Genomic DNA, 18515 nt, shown 5'->3' with positions numbered 1-18515 from the left:
TTTCTATTTATTGTGCGCTGACGGAGGTGACTGGCGCGGCCGCTTCGCCGCGCGCTGGACTGCTCCGTACCAGGCGCAGGATGAAACCGGCCGGGCCCGTCTGGTACCAGTGGCGTACGCCACGGCGCGGCTGCCCCATGGCCTGCGTCAGGCGGTCCAGCGTGATGGCCAGCAGTACGATACCGAGACCGCCGACGGTGGCCAGGCCCATGTCCAGGCGGCCAATACCGCGCAACACCATCTGGCCCAGGCCACCGACCGCGATCATCGAGGCGATCACCACCATCGACAGCGACAACATCAGCGACTGGTTGATGCCAGCCATAATCGACGGCATGGCCAGCGGAAGCTGCACGCGTGTCAGCAGCTGCCAGGGCGAAGCACCATAGGCGCGTGCCGCTTCGATCAGGTCGGGACGTACCTGGCGAACGCCGAGATTCGTCAGGCGCACCAGCGGCGGCAGGGCGAAGATGATGGTCACGATCACACCGGGCGCGTCACCGATACCAAACAACATGACGACCGGCACCAGATACACGAAGGCAGGCGTGGTCTGCATGGCGTCCAGCAGCGGACGCAGGAGTTTTTGCGCGCGGTCGCTGCTGGCCAGGAATATCCCCAGGGGCAAACCGATCGCCAGGCAAAAAACAAGCGAGGTCAGCACCAGCGACAAGGTGAGCATCGCTTCCGGCCAGACGCCCAGCATCGCCAGGACCAGCAGCGCCAGCACGGTGCCGATGGCCAGCGTGCGGCTGGTGAACTGCCAGGCCAGCAAACCGACGATGGCGATCACCGCCAGCGACGGCGCGGCCAGCAACAGGTCGCCGACGCCGGCCAGGGTCGCGTCGATCGGCGCACGCACGGCCTGGAAAAACGGGCGAAAATGCTCGACGGCCCAGCCCAGGCCCTGGTTGATCCAGGATGCCAGCGGCAGCGAGCCATCGAAGATTTGCGTCAGCTGAAAGCCGTCGGCGTGCCCGGACGCGGCGGCCGGCGCTGCCGCGTCGAGCCAGGCGGTGTCAGCCGGCGGAGTCGGCAGCCATGGGTTGGTAGTTGGATTCATGCTTGTCCTTTCTGGATCTGGGGCTCGGCAATGGGAGGCGTATCGCGGTCGAGGAACTTCAGCAAGGTGGTCTTGCTGATGGCGCCGCGGAAGCTGCCATCCTCGGCCACCACCGGGACCGCATACGGCAATTGCGCCACCTGGCCGAACAGGCCGGCAACCGGCTCGTCCGCGCTGATGGTCTGCACATCCGGCAGATAGGCATGCGACAGGCCCAGCGGGCCGGTATGGCCTTCGAGCGCGCTGCGCAGCGACTCGGCCGACACCAGGCCGAGGAACTCGCGCCTGGGGTTGACGACATAGGCGTAGGCCCGGTCCTGCTCTTCCAGCATCGACAGGGCCGCGCGCGAACCGCGGCTGGGCGATTCCGACACCACGATCTGGCTCTTGCGGGCGATGTCGCCGGCCTTGAAGACGGCCGCCGCATCGACGCCGCGCACGAAGTTGCGCACGTAATCGTTGGCAGGCTTGCGCAGGATCTCTTCGGGCGTGCCCACCTGCACCACATGCCCGTCCTTCATGATGGCGACCCGGTCGCCGATGCGCATGGCTTCGTCGAGGTCATGCGAAATGAAGACGATGGTACGGCGCTTGATCTGCTGCAGGCGCAGCAGCTCCGATTGCATTTCCGTGCGCATGATGGGGTCGAGGGCGGAAAACGCCTCGTCCATCAGCAGGATCGCCGGGTCGCAAGCCAGCGCGCGCGCCAGTCCCACGCGTTGCTGCATACCGCCGGACAATTCGTCAGGATAACTGGCGCCATAGGCCGCGAGGCCGACCTGCTCCAGCGCCTGCCGGGCCAGCGCATGGCGCTCGGCTTTGGGAATGCCGGCCAGCTCCATGCCGAAGGCCGTGTTGTCGAGCACGTTAACATGCGGCAGCAGCGCGAACGACTGGAACACCATGCTGATGTCCTTGCGGCGCAAGGCGCGCAACTGCGCGTCCGGCAAGGTATTGATGTCCTCGCCGTCGATCAGGATGCGGCCGGCGGTCGGCTCGACCAGGCGGTTCAGCATGCGCACCAGGGTCGACTTGCCCGAACCGGACAGGCCCATGATGACGAAGATCTCGCCAGCCTCGATGGTGAAGCTGGCGTCGAACACACCGATCGTGCATTCGGTCCGGGCCAGGATATCCTGCTTGCTGGCCCCTTGGTGGACCAGCGCCAGTGCCTGTTCCGGTTGACTACCGAATACCTTGAAGACATGGTCGATAACGATTTGTTTTGCCACTGTGTGGTTCTCCTTCGATTTGGCAAAGGCAATGAAACCCTGGGCCGTTGGCGATGCAACGGCGCATCGGCGTGCGCAAGCGGCGAAAAGAAACGAGGCACGCGTTCCGGCGGCGTTCACGCCGGGCCAGGGTGTCATAGGCGTGTTAAAAGAGGCTGGGTTTCAGGACTTTTAACGACGATTACGGATACGGGCGCTGGGCCCAAGAATTATTTCCCGCTCGTTGAGAGGAAATACGGTGCTGCGGAAATACTTTTGAACAAATATATTGCACGAATGATAGCGCAAAAAGCGCTAAAAGTCCAGTGGCGTTCCAATTTGGAATGTGCTAATAATGTTTTGCCATCGCACAAACCGGGAAGCAGGAGAACTATTCAGGCGGGTGTAAGGGAGCACTCGCCGGCTGCTTGGACGACTGCGCAACAATGCCTAGCCGCAGTTGGTAAGTAGCGTTGCCGCGCGTCGGACCGACGACGATCAGGTAACGGCCGGTTTCCGGAAGTGAACCGGCCCAGCGCTGTGCGTCCTCGCCTTCGCCTGCGCCGGGCAAGGCCTTGCCTTGGATGTCTTCATCGTCCGCCCCCAGGCGGGTTCCTGGACGCCAGACGGTGATGGCGACGTTGGACTCGACAGCCGAAGCGTCGATACTGGCCTTCTGTCCCTTGCGCGCAGAAAACGAATAAATGTCGCGCGTGCCACGAACGACAGCACCCGACACCGTGGCGCTGCTACTCCCTGGCGCGAAACGGATTTCGCGTACCTCTTGTGCCATGGCGCTTGCCGACAACAGCGCCAGAGCGAGTGAAGCGACGATTGGGCGCATCATGGGTACACCAGGAACCATTTTGACCGGGCCAGATAGGCTTTGCGGTCCGCCAGACCGTTGAGGCCCCCATTGATGATTCTCGTGATCTTTTCCACTTTATCGGCATCGGCCCACGCGTTGAGTCCCTGCGTCTCCCAGAACCACCCGGCCACATCCACCGCCAGCTCGGGATCGGTGGCAACCAGGTTCCAGTTGCCGTCCACCGTCAGGTCGCGGCCAATCGACTTCCCATACGCCAGATAATTGCTACGCCCCGTCAGCTGGATCAGTCCGCGGCCCTTGAACCTGGCCCCATCGCCTTTTTGCGTGTTGCCCAAATCCTTGCGGTCTTCGTAGGCCGTACCGCTGGCAATCTCTTCGTTGTACTTGAAGCTGCCGCTCTCGTGACCGAGCTGGGCGAGGAAATGCGCGCGCCGCAAGGGCGTGTTGATCGATCGTGTTTCCATCGTCGTGACCAGATGCTTGTAATAGCGGACAACCGATTCCCGCTCAGCGTACACCATGATGCCACGCAGCGAACACAGGTCGAATGTGGAAGGTATGTTATCGAAGAGAGACTTGATGGTCTTGCCATGAGGAGATATCTGACCATCTGGCTTGGCCATGTGCTGAATGCGCTCCTGATAGTCGGCAATCGCAGCGACGGTGCCATCTCCGCATTTGCCGTCGATGCCGACGGCGGGATACGGTGCGCCGCGCCAGAAATAGCTGAGCGCACATTGAAGCATTTTCACGTCCGCATACGCGTTGGTACATTTCTTTCCAACGCTGGATAGAATGCCCATGGAAGTCCTCCGTTCGAGGGAAGTGTCCGCTTACTGGATGATGCCCAACATACAATCGAGTTGCTGCTCGGCCGGCCAACTCTCGGCTGCCGCCATATCGCGCTGCCATTTCAGCACCAGCGCCGTCTGCTCCCGCCTGGCCTTGGAGGACAGGTCGAAAGTCACGCTGTAGGTCAGATCCATGACCAGCGCATGCACTTCCGCGGGCGACTGCTGGGCCTTGATGAGTTCGCGCACGCTCGCGGTCATGACGTCGCGTGCATTCTGGATCGGCGTGCCTTCATTCTTGGCCGCGAAGCTCTTGTCCGCAAGCGCACGCAGCCGTGCCATCTCGGTGCCGAGCAGGGTGCCCGTATCGTCCAGGTAGACGCCTGCCGTGGCCTTGGCTGCCTCGGTCAGATAAACCCGCAAATCGGCGCGCAGATGTTCGATCGCCTTGTTGATCCCGGCATCGTCGGGCACCAGGTTCATGGACGAGCTGTTGACTTCGTCGGCCACACGAATGATTGCCTGATCCAGCGTTTTCGGCAGGCGCTTGAAGTTCCGCTTGCGCAGGTGATTCAGCACAACCGCCAGCGCTTTCGACTTATCGCCCTTGTGCTCCCGCTCCAGGGCGGTGAACACGCGGCTCAACACCGGCTTCAATTGCTCACTGAGGTGCAAGAGATGGCGCCGGTCCTCGGTCTTGGCCACCTTCAGCTTTTTACCCGAGCCGATGAAGCGACCGCGCCCTTCCAGCTTCACCACCCCGTCGGTTCGGTCCACTTTGAACTTGGCGCTTTTTCGTTTCTTGGCGCCCGTTGTCTTGCCCGCATTCTTTGCTGTGGAACTTGGCATCGCCGAATACTCCCGATTCAAGAAGTTTGCCGACCGCGACAGCGGATTTCTGCCGCATTCTTGAGTTTGCTCCAACTGAACGGGATTGCAATTGCAGGTGCATATTGTGGAAAAACGGCCTCACTGTTTCCAAATGCAAAATTCTATTTCCAATAGCGCAGGGCTTGGTTTCGCTTATTGGACGAGCGTGATCCGCTTCACGCTCTCATCCGGCAACGCCATGCGCAGACGGCGCGCCGCCGCATCGAAGCGCAGATCCTGCACAGGCTTGCCGTCGATGTGCACGCCAGCCGGCGCCGCCCGCAAGCCGATGAACTCGATGGCCTCCACCCGCTGGTAGCCGCGGTTCCGCGGAATGTCCAGCCGCAGGCCCTGCCCGTCCTGCGCCACCGCGATCCGGCGCGACCTGCCCTCCCGGTAGCCATAGCCATCGCCGGCATCCTGGAACACGTGGCTGGTCCCCTCGCCGCCCACCGCGACCGCCAGCGTCAGCCCGGCGCCCTTCATCTCGCCCGTATGCTGCACCACCCCGGACACGGGCACGCTCGCCCCCGCACGGACGAACAGCGGCAACCGGTCCAGCGGCGCCGCGATCATCGCGGCGCTGCCGCCTTCGTGGCGGCTGCCGTCCCACCAGTCCAGCCACGCATCGCCCTTGGGGAAGTAGACCTCGCGCTTGCGCTGTCCTTCGCGCAGCACCGGCGCCACCAGCAGGTCGGCGCCAAGCAGGAACTGGTCGTCGACCAGGGCGGCGCGAGTATCGCCCGGATACGCGAACCACAGGGGCCGCATCGGCGGCAGGCCTGTGCGCTCGCTCTCCTCGAACAGCGTGTACAAATAAGGCAGCAGGCGGTAGCGCAGCTCGATGGTGCTGCGGTTGATGGCTTCGAGCCCGGCGCCGAAGGCCCAGGGCTCGCGCGGCGCGGAGACGTCGCTGGAATGCGTGCGGAAGTAAGGCGTCAGCGCCGCCGCCTGCAGCCAGCGCGTGTGCAGCTCCGCGCTCGGGCTGCCCATGAAGCCGCCGACGTCGGCGCCGACGAAAGGCACGCCCGACACCGACAGGTTGGTGAGCATCGGGATCGTCAGGGCCAGGTGCGACCAGGTCGGCGAATTGTCGCCGGTCCAGACCGCGGCGTAGCGCTGCACGCCCGCATAGCCGGCACGCGTCAGCACCAGCGGGCGCCTGTCGGGCCGCAGGCTGCGCAGGCCTTCGAAGCTGGCGCGCGCCATCTGCATGCCGTAGACGTTGTGGTACTGCGCGTGCGACCCCGGCCGGCCGTCGCCGGCGTGGCGTACGTCGATCGGGAAGCTGCGCTGCGGGCCAAGGGAGATTTCGGGCTTGTCGAAACCGTCGGCCGGGAACACGCCGGGCTCGTTCATGTCGTTCCAGAAGCCGTCGACGCCGATGTCCAGCGCCGCTTCATACAAGCCGCCGAACCAGGCGCGCGCCGCCGGCGAAGTGAAATCGGGGAAGGCGCAGATGCCCGGCCAGACCTTGGCGTGCAGTTCGCTGCCGTCGGCGTTTTTCACATAAACGCCCTGCTCCCGGCCGCTACGGTAGATGGCGTAGTTGCGGTCGACCTTGATGCCCGGATCGACGATGGTCACCGCATGAAAGCCCTGCTCGTGCAGCTGGCCCAGCATGGACTTCGGATCGGGGAAGGTCTTCGGGTTCCAGGTGAACACGCGGAAGCCGTCCATGTGGTCGATGTCCAGATAGAGCACATCGGCCGGGATGCGGCGCCGGCGGAACTCGCGCGCAACGTCCAGCACCTTCTCCTGGCTCATGTAGGACCAGCGCGACTGCTGGTAGCCCAGCGCCCACAGGGGCGGCAAGGCGCCGCGTCCCGTGAGCAGCGTGTAGTCGCGCAGGACGCCGGCCGGGGTTCTCTCTTTCCCGCCGCTGAACACGTAATAATCCAGCTCCCCGCCGTTCGCGCCGAAGCTGTAGCGGTGGGGTTCGGTCTTGCCCATGTCGAACCAGCTGCGCCAGGTATTGTTGAAGAACAGGCCGTAGCTCCTGCCCTCGTGCAGGGCGATGAAGAAGGGAATCGCCTGGTAGGACGGATCGTGCCCTTCCGGATAGGGCGCCACGTCCGCATTCCACATCACCGTGGCTTGCTGGTGGCGCGACAGCGGCAGCGTCTTTTCGCCGAAGCCGTAATACAGCTCGTAGTCGTCGCGGCGCATCGCCGTTTCGACGGCGCCGCCGTCCGTGTTGAAGGCCATGGGCCGCGCCGGATCGGCCGCGACCACCAGCCGGCCGGCGCCGTCGTAGACCGAGATCGCCAGCTCGGGCGAGGTCCGGATCACGGCGCGGATGCCGCTGCCGGAGCGCAGTTCGATCGTGGTGCCCTGCTTCGTCAGCGTCGCTCGGGATGTGGGGATGGCGCCGGCGATAGCGTAGGAGACGTCCTTGTCGAAGCGTCCGCCCGGGTTCATCCGCACGCGCAGCACATCCGGCGTGACGAAGCCGACGTGGACCCGGGCACCGCTGGACAGGCGCAGGTCCACACCATCGTCCGTCGGCGTACTTTGCACGACGGCGCCGACCGTGCGCAGGGCCGCGGCGGCGGGCATTGCGGAGAAGGCGATGCAGGCGATCAGGCCGGCGCCTGCAAGAATCCGCAGGAGCCGGCTTGTTCTCATTGCTTGTCGCCGGCGAGGTAGAGACCGGCGAAGCGCAGGCCGAAGTAGAGGATGAAGGCGTAGCAGGCCGCCGGCACCAGGAAGGACCATTGCAGGCCCACGGCGTCGGCCACCATGCCCTGCACGAAAGGCACGATGGCGCCGCCGACGATGGCCAAGCACAGGATGCCCGAGGCCTGGCCGGTGAATTTGCCGAGGCGGTACAGCGCCATGCTGAAGATGGTCGGGAACATGATCGAATTGCACAGGCCGACCGCGAGGATCGCCCACATCGCCGCCTGACCGTGGCCGAAGATGGCGGCCATGATCAGCGCGATGGAGACGGCAGCATTGAAGGCCAGGGTCTTGCCCGGGCTGACGTAGCGCATGACGGCGAAGCCGACGAAGCGGCCGATCATGGCGCCGCCCCAGTAGTAGCTGACGTAGTGGGCCGCGTCCGCCGCGCTCAGGGCGGCGATGTGCGGCTCGCCGATGAAGTTGATCAGGAAGCTGCCGATGCTGACCTCACCGCCCACATACAGGAAGATGCCGATCGCGCCCATCAGCAGGTGCGGATGCGACAGCACCGAGGCACGGGTAGCCGTGTCCAGCTGCACCACGCCGTCATCGGCGTGCTCGATCTTCGGCAGGCGCGCGAAAGCGAACAGCACAGCGAGCAGCAGCAGCGCGCCGGCCAGGAACAGGTAGGGCTTCTGGACGCTGGACGCTTCGCTGACCTGTTGCGCACCGGCGGACAGGATCAGCACACCGCCCAGGATGGGCGCGATGGTCGTGCCCAGCGAATTGAAGGCCTGGGTTAGCGACAGCCGGCTCGAGGCCGTGCGCGGGTCGCCCAGCACCGTCACGTAGGGATTGGCCGCCACCTGCAGGATGGTGATGCCGGCCGCCAGCACGAAGAAGCCGAGCAGGAACAGCGCGTAGCCGCTCATCGAGGCCGGATAGAACAGCGCGCAGCCGGCCGCCGCGATCACCAGCCCGGTCACGGCGCCGCTCTGGTAGCCGATCTTCCGGATCAGGGCGCCGGCCGGCAGCGACACGATGGCGTAGGCGCCGAAGAAGCAGAATTGCACCAGCATGGCCTGCACGTAGTTGAGCGTGTACAGCGCCTTCAGGTGCGGGATCAGCACGTCGTTCAGCGCGGTGAGCAGGCCCCACATGAAGAACAGGATGGTGATGATGACCAGCGGCCCGGTGTTGCCGGTGGTGGTGCTGGACTGCGGCCGCAGCGCCGGTTGCGAAATATGTTCCATGGTGTCTCCTTATTTTGGTGCAGCGGGCAGATCGGCCGCCTGCGTGCCCCAGCCCGCAGGATTCGGCTGCGGCGCCAGGCGGTAGCCGAGGGTGCCGCCGGCCTGCAGCTGCTCCCAGTCCAGCCACACGCGCGACAGCGGCTTGCCGGCCCAGTTCACGGACTGCACGAAGCGGCGCTCGCCTGCTTTGGCGTCGGGCGCCTCGATGCGCAGCACGCGGCCTTGCGGCAGGTCGATCTCGGCGCGGGCGAAGCGCGGTGCATGCAGCAGGAAGCGGCCGCTGCCCGGCGCATCCGGATAGATGCCCAGCGCGCTGAACAGGTACCAGGCCGACATGGTGCCGAGGTCGTCGTTGCCGGTGACGCCGCTCGGGCCATTGCCGAACAGGGTTTCCGCCGCGCGCAGCACGGTGGTGGTCTTCCAGGGCTGGCCCATCAGGGTGTACATCCAGGGCGCGTGCAGGTCGGGCTCGTTGTTCGGGTTGTAGCGGAACTGGCTGTAGTAGCTGTAGGGGCCGACCACCCAGGACTTGCGCACCGCCGCCGGGTCGGCCTGGATGGCGTCGTAGTCGAAGAACAGGTCGAGGCGGTGCAGGGCCTGGGCCTGGCCGCCCATGGCCGCGGCCAGGCCGGGCACGTCCTGCGGCACCAGCCACTGGTACTGCCAGGCCGTGCCTTCGTGGAAGCCGTGGTCGCCGCGCGGGTCGAAGCCGCTGCCGACGTCGGCGAACCAGCTGCCGTCCTGCAGGCGCGGACGCGGGAAGCCGTGCAGGCCGGTCGGCGCGTCGACCACCGACGGATCCCACACCTTCTTCCAGTTGAGGGCGCGCTGCGACAAGGTCAGCGCGTCGTCTTCCAGGCCAAGCGCCCAGGCCATCTTCGCCAGCGCGCTGTCGGCCAGCGCATACTCCAGGGTCGCCGAGGCACCGTGGTGCGGGTCGGTGTCCATGCCCTTGGCCATGAAAGTGCGGTCGTACTGCACGAAGCCCTTCTGCAGATAGGTCGGGTTGCCCGAGCGGCCCTGCGGGCGAATATTGAAGGGCGGCGCGCCGAAGGCATTCTGGCGCAGCGCCTCATAGGCTTCGCGCTCGCGTCCTTTCAATGCGCCGAAGCGCCACAGGTCGACCAGGAAGGGCGTGACCGGGTCGCCGGTCATGACGTTGGTCTCGAAGTTGGCATAGCCCCAGCGCGGCAGCCAGCCGCCCTGCTCGCGGATCTTCAGCACGGAATTCGCGATGTCGCGCGCGCGCTGCGGGCGCAGCAGGGCCAGCAGCTGGTTTTGCGCGCGGTAGGTGTCCCACAGCGAGAAGTACTCGTAATAAGTCCAGTCGCGCGCGGTGTGCACGTTGTTGTCGTAGCCGCGGTAGCGGCCGTCGGCGTCGTTGCCGGTCATCGGCTGCAGCAGCGCGTGGTACAGCGCGGTGTAGAACACGGTGCGGTCGTCGTTGCTGCCGCCGTCGATGCGCACGCTGCCCAGTTCGCGCTGCCAGGCCGCCTGCGCCTTGTCCTTCATCGCGTCGAAGGCCATCGGACGGCCGCCGGCCATGCCCTCGGCCTGCAGGTTGTTGCGTGCACCTTCTGCATCGACGTGGGAGATCGCGCTCACCGCGGTGACGGCGCGCCCGTTCTTCAGGTCGAAGCTGAGCCAGACGCCATGCGGTTTGGCTTCGCCCGCCTGGCTGGGGCCCTTGACGCCCGGCCAGCCGCCGCGGTCGTCCCAGATGCCATGGGCGACCACCGGCTGGTCGAAGACGATGCGGAACCAGGTAGTGTACTTGGCGCCGCCGCAGAAGCTGTTGGTGACGATCTTGCCCTCGACGCTGCGCTCGTCGATCAGCTTGATTTCGCTGCCGACCACGTTGTGGCGCTCGTTGGCCTGGCCCAGGTTGAGCAGCACGTGGCCGGTGGCGGTGCCGGGGGCGAAGGTGTAGCGCTCGGCCGCGGCGCGGGTCAGCGCGGTGGCTTCCGCCGTGATGCCGCCGTAGCTGCTCAGCTGGACCTTGTAGTAGCCGGCCTGGCCGACTTCGCCCTCGTGGCTGTACTCGGCGCCGTACTTCTTGTAGTCGAAGCTGCCTGGTTTACTGGTGTCGAAATCGCCGCCGGGGCCGATGCGGCCGGTCACCGGCAACACCGACAGCTGCCCGCCCTGCTCCCAGCAGCCGGCGCCGGACACGTAGGAGTGGCCGAAGCCGCGGATGCGCTTGTCGCTGTAGCGGTAGCCGGCGTAGTGGTCCGCGGTCGGGCTGATCTGGATCATGCCGAACGGGGCCGAGGCGCCGGGGTAGGTATTGCCTTCGTCCTGGGTGCCGATGAAGGTATTGACCGGGGTAAGGGAAGCGGACTGCGTGGCGGCGAGCGCGGCGCCGGCCGCCAGGGCGAGCGCAAATGGGAGGGTGAATCGGGTCAGGCGCATCACGAGGCGTCTCCTTCGAGCTGTTCGAATAATCGATGCATGACCGCGGGCGGCGGCGGGGTGGCGCCGGCCTGCAGGCAGGCGGCGGAACCGGCCGCCAGCGCGGCGTGCAGGTGGGACTGCAGCGACCGGTCCGGGTAGCGGGCCAGGCTTTGCAGCAGGCCGGCCGCGCTGGCGTCGCCGGCGCCGACCGTGTCCACCACGTCCACCTTCGGCGCGCGCGCATCGGCACGCTCCGCGCGATGCAGCAGGCTGGCGCCTTCGCCGCCGCGCGTCAGCAGGCAGAGCGCGTTCGGGTTGAAGGCGCGCAGCTGCCGCAGCGCCTCATCGAGCTCGGTGCCCGGGAACAGGCCGCGCAAATCGTCGTCGGACACCTTGATCAGGTCGGCCAGCGCGGCCATCCGCTGCAAGGTCGGCGTATAGCGCTCGTCCATCAGGTTGCGGAAGTTGGGGTCGAAGCTGATCGCCACGCCCTTCTCTTTCAGCTGTTCGGCCAGCGCCGCCAGCTTCGAAGCCAGCGGCTCGCGCGCCAGGCTGATGCCGCCGAAATGCGCCCAGCGCAGCGAATCCGACCAGCCGGTGGGCAGCGCCGCCGGATCGAAGTGCAGGTCGGCGCTGTCCTCGCCGATGAAGAAGTAGCGCGGCGGTTCGCATTTTTCCACGATGGCCAGCAGCGGCGAACGCGGCACGCGCTGCAGCAGGCGCAGGTCCAGGCCGGCCTCTTCGCTGGCCGCCCACAGGGCGTCGCCGAAGCGGTCCTGGCTGATGGCGCCGGCAAAGCCGGTGGGCTCGCCCAGCACCGCCAGCGCGCGCGCCACGTTCCAGGTCGAGCCGCCGACGCGGCTGACCCAGTGTTCCTTGCCCTGGTCGATCATGTCCGTCAGCGCCTCGCCGGCGCATAACATCAATGGCGCGTCATGCATGGCCGGACTCCGCCAGCACCGTCAGGATGTCGTAGCAGGCGCCCATGGTGTGGTAATCGACCTTGCCCGCCGGGCTCTTTTCGTCGCTCAGCTTGCGGTTCTCGCGGTCGAGGATGCGGAACCAGGCGCCGTACTGGTGATCGACGAAATGCGTCCAGCTGTATTCCCACAGGCGCTGGTACCAGTCCCAGTACTTTGCGTTACCGGTGCGCTTGGCCAGCATGGCGGCAGCGGCCGCGCTCTCGGCCTGCACCCAGAAGTACTTGTGCCAGTCGCAGATCGCCAGGTCGGGCGCCAACGAGTAGCACAGGCCGCCGTTTTCAGGATCCCAACCCTTCTCCACCGCCACGCCGAACAGCTTTTCGGCGGTCGGCAGCAGCCAGCCCAGGTCCTGGTCCAGCACGCCCTTGCCGCGCGCTTCCAGCTGCACCAGCAGCTTGGCCCACTCCGTGAAGTGGCCGGGCTGGTAGCCCCAGGGGCGGAACAGGTTTTCCGGATCGTCGATGTTGAACTTCCAGTCCGGCTGCCACTGTTCGTCGTAGTGCTCCCAGATCAGGCCTCCGCAGCGCCCGGCCTGGCGCTGGGTGATGTTGAAGGCGACCAGCCAGGCGCGCTCCAGGTAGCGGCGCTCGCCGGTGGCCTGCCACGCGGCCTGCAGCGCTTCGCAGGCGTGCATGTTGGCGTTCTGGCCGCGGTAGCTCGAGAGCGTGCTCCAGTCCTGGCTCGCTTCGTCGGCGTACAGGCCGTCGGCGGCGTTCCAGAAGCGTTTCTCCATCAGGTCGAACGCTTCGCCGATCCACGGGCGTGCCTCGTCCATTCCCGCCATCGCGGCATGCGCATAGGCCAGCAGCACGAAGGCTTCGCCGTAGGCGTGCTGGGTGCCGTCCTCGATGTCGCGGCCGTCCAGCATCCAGGCGTAGCTGCCGTCCTGCTGGCGGTGCGCCTCGCGCAGGAAAGTCACGGCGTGCTTCAGGCCGTCCAGGTAGGCCGGGTCCTTGAAGTGGCGCCAGGCCATCGCATAGGTGAACACGAAGCGGGTGCTGCTGACCAGGTGGCGGTGGCGCGGGTCGTAGACCGTGCCGTCGTCCTTGAAATACTGGTACATGCCGCCGGCCGGGTCGATGGCGCGCGGGTGGTAGAAGCGCATGGTGTGGCGTGCGTGGTCGAGCAGGACGGCGGGATCGCGGAAATTCGGGAGAGTGGTCATGGTGGTCTGGGTCAGGTGTGCTCTAGTCGTCGCAGCTGCTTTCGCGCACGACCATCTCGACTGGCACGGTTATCTGGGATGGATTTTCGTCTGGTTTGTTGAGCAGTAATTCGATGCCGGCGCGGCCCAGCGCTTCCTTGTCCACGTGGATGGTGCTGAGCGGCGGAATGGCGGCAGCGGCGGCGGCGATGTCGTCGAAGCCGACGATCGCGATGTCATGCGGGATTTTCATGCCCTCGTTCAGGCAGAATTTCATGGCGGCCAGCGCGGTGCTGTCGTTGTAGCAGAACACCGCGTCGGCCCGTTTCGGGAGGCTGAGCAGGCTGCGCATGGCCTCGGCCACGCCCTCGTCGCCCTCGCCCATCGACGGCACGACGACTTCCAGGCTCGGGTCGGCATGGACCTTGGCGTCGAACAGGGCCTGGCGGAAGCCGCGGTTGCGCTGCTGGATGCTGTAGTGGGCCAGGGAGCCGGACAGCATGGCGATGCGCTTGCGGCCGCAGCGCAGCAGGTGCTGGGTGGCCAGGTAGCCGCCGCGCAGGTTGTCCGGGTTGACCGAGGTGAAGCCGCGCCTGTGCATGTCGACCAGCACGATCGGCTTGCCGGCATGCTGCAGGGCGTCCAGCACCTCGGGCTCGAAGAAGCCGGCGCACACGAAGGCGTCCGGCTGGTGCACGCGGATCTGCGCCAGCACCGGCTCGGCCGGGTCGACCGTGATGAAGGACAGCGCCACGCCCTCGCGCCGACAGGCCGCTTCCGCGCCCTGCAGCACCGGCGAGAAGAAGGGACTGGAAGCCAGCGTGTTGTGCTGGCTGTGCAGCAGGAAGGCGATGCGGCGGATGCGGCCCTTCTTCAGCTGGCCGAAGTCGTAGCCCAGCCCCAGCGCGGCGTCGCGCACCTTGTTGCGGGTGAACTCGGTCATGCCGGCCTGGTTCTTCAGCGCGCGCGACACCGTGCCGATCGACAGCCCGGTGGTCTCCGCGATGTCGCGCAGGGTGACCTGGCTCACGGCTGTATCCTCGCGCGGCGTGGCGGCGTCAAATACATCAAGGTCTCCAAAATTCTTCTGTTTATTAAACGAGTTTTATCCCAGCAGCCTCAGTAGCGTCAATCGAAGGCGCTGCTTAGCACCCGTTTTTAGCGCGTTTTAGTAAACGATTTCCCGCCAGCGAGCACCTCGGCCAGCGAACGCACCCGCAAGGACTTGCGCAGCGCCTCAAGACTGGCTTTCGACGCCACGCGCATCGTCAGGCTTTCGCCAGGCAGCAGGGTCAGGGCATTGTCGGCCGGCTCGGCGTCCAGATTGCCGAAATCGATCCACACGGCGCGCGCCAGCCTGTCCGCACGCAGGTCCAGCAGGTAGCCCTGGCCGTCGCGGCGCAAATCGGCATGCAGGCCGGCCTCCGGCCATCGCATGTCCCTGGCCGCCTTGAAGTACACCATCCCGCGCGAAGCCGGCTCGCCCTCGGCCCGCAGCTCGAACACGGCGACCGTGGACGCCGGATCGGCGCCGCCCAGCAGGTCCGCATCGACGTAATCGGCCATCCTCGAGGCCGACAGCGGCGCCAGCTCGACCTTCTTGCGTTCGTCGCGCAGCAGCTTGCCGTCCAGGCTCATCACGCGCAGGCGCAGCTCGCCGCGCACCGGCTGCGTGCGGTCGTTGAGCAGGCTGACCGTGGTCTTGCCGGCGGCATCGCGCAAGGCGGCCACCGCCACCGGCGCATAGAAACGGCGCGCATGGTATTGCAGCGCCTTCCAGCGCCCGAACCAGTCCAAGCTGGACCAGGAGGCGCCCGGCCACACGTCGTTGAGCTGCCAGTACAGGGACCCCATGGTGAAGGGACGGCTGGCGCGGTGGTGCAGGGCCGCCAGTTCGATGCCTTCGGCCTGGGCGGCCTGGCTCAGGTAGACGAAAGTCGGGAAGTCGGTGGTTTCGCCGAATTCATAGGCCACGTACTTCATCAGCCTTTCGTTGCCCTTCCCGGCCAGGAATTTCTGGTGCGCCTCGATCACCGGCGTGGCGATGCCCTGTTCCGCGCGTTTGGCGAAGGCGTCGATGGTGCGCTGCACCGGCCAGGCCTGCAGGCCGTATTCGGACATGAAGCGCGGCGTGATCTCCAGGTATTTCACGGGCGGGTGCGCCGGATTGCCCCAGACTTCCCAGTAGTGCATGTCGCCGCTGGCAGGGGTGTTGGCGACTTCCGCCAGGTCGTCGCTCGGAGAGCTGGCCCAGTAGGCGATGCCGCCGCCTTCCTCCGCCACCACCTTGCGCAGGTCGGCGCCGAACAGCTGCACATAGCCTTTCCAGACCTTGCCGGCGAATTCGGGCGCGGCCGCCGTCATCTCCTTGCCCGGTCCCCAGTACTTCCACGCGATCTCTTCCTCGTTATTGCCGCACCAGAGGGCGATGCTCGGATGGTTGCGCAGGCGCCGCACCTGGTCGCGTGCTTCCGCGACGACGTTGGCGCGGAAGGCCTCGTCATAGGCCGGCTGCATGCCGCCGCCGAACATGAAGTCCTGCCACACCAGCAGGCCCAGTTCGTCGGCCAGGTCGAAGAAGTCCTCGCTCTCGTAATAACCGCCGCCCCAGCTGCGCAGGAAGTTCATGTTGGCGTCCACCGCCGACTGCAGCACGCGGCGCAGCTGGGCTTTGGTGACCCGCGGCTGGAACATGTCGAAGGGGATGGTATTCGCGCCCTTGGCGAAGACCGGAATGCCGTTGACGGCAAAATAAAAGCCGCGGCCCCTGGCATCCGGCTTGCGGCGCAATTCGATGCTGCGCAGGCCGGTGCGCGCGCCGGCTTTGGCGATCGTCGCCTTGCCCTCGCCGACTTCCAGCTCGTAGCGGTACAGCGGCTGCTTCCCGTAGCCGTTCGGGAACCAGCGCTGCGGGCGCTCGACGTGCACGGGCAGCTCGATGCGGTTGTCGCCGGCATGCAGCTCGACCCGTTTCTGCGCCGCCAGCGAGCGCTTGCCGTCCGGCGCGGTCTGCCACAAGCGCACGTCGACGCCGCCATCGCGCACCGCATCGAGCGATGCCACCGCGGCGACATCGGCGCGCGCTTCGTCCACATGGTCCTGGCGCAGCTGCAGATGATCGATGCGAACCGTGTTCCAGCTCTGCAGCACCACCGGCTTGCCGATGCCGGCGGTGACGTAGCGCGGCCCCCAATCCCAGCCATAGTGATAGCCTGGTTTACGCACGAAGTTGGCGGTCATCGCCTCCTTCGGCTCGTCGCCGTAGGGCGATGGATAATTCCCGGCCAGCTTGTGCGGCATGGCCTGGACCTGCGGCAGCAGCCTGGCGATGGGCGAATGCAGGACGATGCGCAGCTCGTTGCCCTGCGCGCGCAGCTTGCCCTGCACCGGCACGCGCCAGGTGCGGAAGGCGTTGTCGGCATCCAGAACTTTGGCGCCGTTCAGCCAGACTTCGGCAAAGGTATCCAGGCCGTCGAAGACCAGGTCGCTGCGGGCGCTGGCCAGCGCGGCGCGCGGGGCGTCGAAACGGGTGCGGTATTCCCAGTCGCCCAGGCCTATCCATTGCAGGCCCGCTTCGGGCGCGCCGACATAGGGATCGGGGATCAGCTTGTTCGCCAGCAGGTCGGTGTGCACGGTGCCCGGCACCGTGGCTGCACGCCATGGCGCCGCTTCCGGATGCGCCGCCCCCTGCGCATTGCCGGATACGAGCCGGAACTGCCAGCCCTTGCCGATCACGAATCCCTCGGGCGTGGCAGCACGAGCCGAAACGGCGGCAGCAGCGAGTAAAAGCCCCAACAACAGCCGCGCAAACGGACGCGCGCTCATACAATGGGCGCCTTCCAGTAACGCTCGATCCACTCCTCGTGGGTCGGCATCGACTCCACCGCATGCGCCAGCGTGCCGCGCATGCCTTCGACCAGCTCCACCAGCCTGTCCTCGGGCATCTCGTCCACCATCGGGTGGTAGCCCTGCGGGACGATGCCCTGGCCCAGCATCACCTGCACCCAGCTCGGCAGCGCGAAGAAGTCCTCGCCGTTGCGGAAGTAGCGGCCGTCGACGCGGAACAGGTCCATGGTTTCGCGCAGGGTGTCCGGCACTTCCATCGTGCGGCAGTTGTCCCAGAACGGCGTGTCGCTGCGTTCGGTGGCGTGGTAGTGCAGGATGATGAAGTCGCGGATGCGCTCGTATTCGAAGGCGGCTTCGCGGTTGTAACGCTCCGCCAGCATCGGATTGAAATCGCGCGTGGGGAAAAGGCTGAGCAGGCGGGTGATGCCCGACTGCGCCGAGTAGATGCTGGTCGATTCGAGCGGTTCCAGGAAGCCGCTGGCCAGCCCGATCGCTACCACGTTCTTGTCCCAGAATTTTTTGCGGATGCCGGCGCTGAAGCGCAATTGCCGCGGTTCGGCCAGGGCTTCGCCGTCGAGGTTGGCCAGCAGGGTCGCGGCGGCTTCGTCGTCGCTGATATGCCGGCTCGAATACACATGGCCATTGCCGGTGCGGTGCTGCAGCGGGATGCGCCACTGCCAGCCCGCCTTGCGCGCGGTGGCGCGCGTGTAGGGCGTGACCGGATGGGTGCTTGCGCTGGGCACGGCCAGCGCGCGGTCGCAGGGCAGCCAGTGCGACCAGTCTTCGTAGCCGGCCTTCAGGGTCTGCTCGATCAGCAGGCCGCGGAAGCCCGAGCAGTCGATGAACAGCTCGCCTTCCACCACCTGGCCGCTCTCCAGCGTCACCGATTCGATGAAGCCGTTGTCGGCGCGCTGGTTGACCTTGACGACCTTGCCCTCGATGCGCGTCGCGCCGCGCTGCTCCGCCAGTTCGCGCAGGTAGCGCGCGTACAGGGTGGCGTCGAAGTGGTAAGCGTAGGCGATGTCGGCCAGCGGCGAATTCGGCGCCGCCTTGCGGTCGCCCGGCGCGAATTTGCCGCGCGGCGCCATCACAGTCTGCGGCGAGTAGTCACCGATCGGTCCGGCGCGTCCGGCCTGGCGCAGCTTGAGCCAGAACTGGTGGAAAGGCAGCGGCCCGAGCGAGCGTCCGATCGCGCCGAAGCCGTGGATATAACTGTCGCCGATGCGGCTCCAGTCCTTGAATTCGATGCCCAGCTTGACCGTGGCCTGGGTGCGCTTGACGAATTCCGCCTCGTCGATGCCGAGCCACTGGCCGTTGAACAGCCGGATGTGCGGCACGCTGGCCTCGCCCACGCCGACGATGCCGATTTCCTCGGACTCGACCAGGCGCACGGCGGCGCTCTTGCCCAGGTAAGTGGCGAGGGCGGCGGCGGCCATCCAGCCCGCGCTGCCGCCGCCGACGATGGTGATGCTGGTGATCCTGTCCTGCATGCTCATTGCAGCCTCC

At 66.3% G+C, this 18515-nt stretch carries 13 protein-coding genes; all 13 read right to left on the bottom strand.

The window, feature by feature from the left end; all coding sequences use genetic code 11:
• Nucleotides 1–7: 7 nt before the first annotated feature.
• A complete protein-coding gene (gene proW, locus LQV39_RS10030; RefSeq protein ID WP_230024926.1) occupies nt 8–1063 on the bottom strand; it encodes a glycine betaine/L-proline ABC transporter permease ProW in 1056 nt (351 codons plus the stop codon).
• Nucleotides 1060–2295 (bottom strand): glycine betaine/L-proline ABC transporter ATP-binding protein ProV, encoded by a 1236-nt coding sequence (proV, locus tag LQV39_RS10025; protein WP_230024924.1) that lies wholly within the window; start codon nt 2293–2295, stop codon nt 1060–1062. Before proV ends, proW begins: the two co-directional genes overlap by 4 nt.
• 370 nt (nt 2296–2665) lie before the next feature.
• Nucleotides 2666–3121 (bottom strand): hypothetical protein, encoded by a 456-nt coding sequence (locus tag LQV39_RS10020; RefSeq protein ID WP_230024922.1) that lies wholly within the window; start codon nt 3119–3121, stop codon nt 2666–2668.
• Nucleotides 3118–3906, bottom strand: a complete 789-nt coding sequence (locus tag LQV39_RS10015) for a glycoside hydrolase family 19 protein (RefSeq protein WP_230024920.1) — start codon at nt 3904–3906, stop codon at nt 3118–3120. Before LQV39_RS10015 ends, LQV39_RS10020 begins: the two co-directional genes overlap by 4 nt.
• Before the next feature lie 30 nt (nt 3907–3936).
• A complete protein-coding gene (locus tag LQV39_RS10010) occupies nt 3937–4743 on the bottom strand; it encodes a hypothetical protein (protein ID WP_230024918.1) in 807 nt (268 codons plus the stop codon).
• A gap of 174 nt (nt 4744–4917) precedes the next feature.
• Complete coding sequence (locus LQV39_RS10005) at nt 4918–7392, bottom strand: glycoside hydrolase family 31 protein (RefSeq protein WP_230024916.1); 2475 nt, start codon at nt 7390–7392, stop codon at nt 4918–4920.
• The gene (locus tag LQV39_RS10000) at nt 7389–8642 is read right to left on the bottom strand and encodes a sugar MFS transporter (protein WP_230024914.1); all 1254 of its coding nucleotides are present in this window, start codon (nt 8640–8642) and stop codon (nt 7389–7391) included. The genes LQV39_RS10005 and LQV39_RS10000 overlap by 4 nt, the downstream gene beginning before the upstream one ends.
• A 9-nt stretch (nt 8643–8651) precedes the next feature.
• Nucleotides 8652–11054: a GH92 family glycosyl hydrolase gene (locus tag LQV39_RS09995; protein WP_230024912.1), complete on the bottom strand. Its 2403-nt coding sequence runs from the start codon at nt 11052–11054 to the stop codon at nt 8652–8654.
• Entirely contained in the window at nt 11054–11977 is a 924-nt protein-coding gene (locus LQV39_RS09990; protein ID WP_230024909.1) for a carbohydrate kinase, read from the bottom strand. Before LQV39_RS09990 ends, LQV39_RS09995 begins: the two co-directional genes overlap by 1 nt.
• Entirely contained in the window at nt 11970–13184 is a 1215-nt protein-coding gene (locus tag LQV39_RS09985; RefSeq protein ID WP_230024907.1) for an AGE family epimerase/isomerase, read from the bottom strand. The genes LQV39_RS09990 and LQV39_RS09985 overlap by 8 nt, the downstream gene beginning before the upstream one ends.
• 22 nt (nt 13185–13206) lie before the next feature.
• Nucleotides 13207–14193: a LacI family DNA-binding transcriptional regulator gene (locus LQV39_RS09980; RefSeq protein ID WP_230024905.1), complete on the bottom strand. Its 987-nt coding sequence runs from the start codon at nt 14191–14193 to the stop codon at nt 13207–13209.
• A gap of 128 nt (nt 14194–14321) precedes the next feature.
• The gene (locus LQV39_RS09975; protein WP_230024903.1) at nt 14322–16988 is read right to left on the bottom strand and encodes a glycoside hydrolase family 2 protein; all 2667 of its coding nucleotides are present in this window, start codon (nt 16986–16988) and stop codon (nt 14322–14324) included.
• Nucleotides 16985–18505: a tryptophan halogenase family protein gene (locus LQV39_RS09970; RefSeq protein WP_230024901.1), complete on the bottom strand. Its 1521-nt coding sequence runs from the start codon at nt 18503–18505 to the stop codon at nt 16985–16987. The genes LQV39_RS09975 and LQV39_RS09970 overlap by 4 nt, the downstream gene beginning before the upstream one ends.
• Nucleotides 18506–18515 lie beyond the last annotated feature (10 nt).

The organism is Massilia sp. Bi118, assembly GCF_918697865.1.
Classification (GTDB): domain Bacteria; phylum Pseudomonadota; class Gammaproteobacteria; order Burkholderiales; family Burkholderiaceae_D; genus Telluria.
This window is presented reverse-complemented; position numbering and strand designations above follow the sequence as displayed.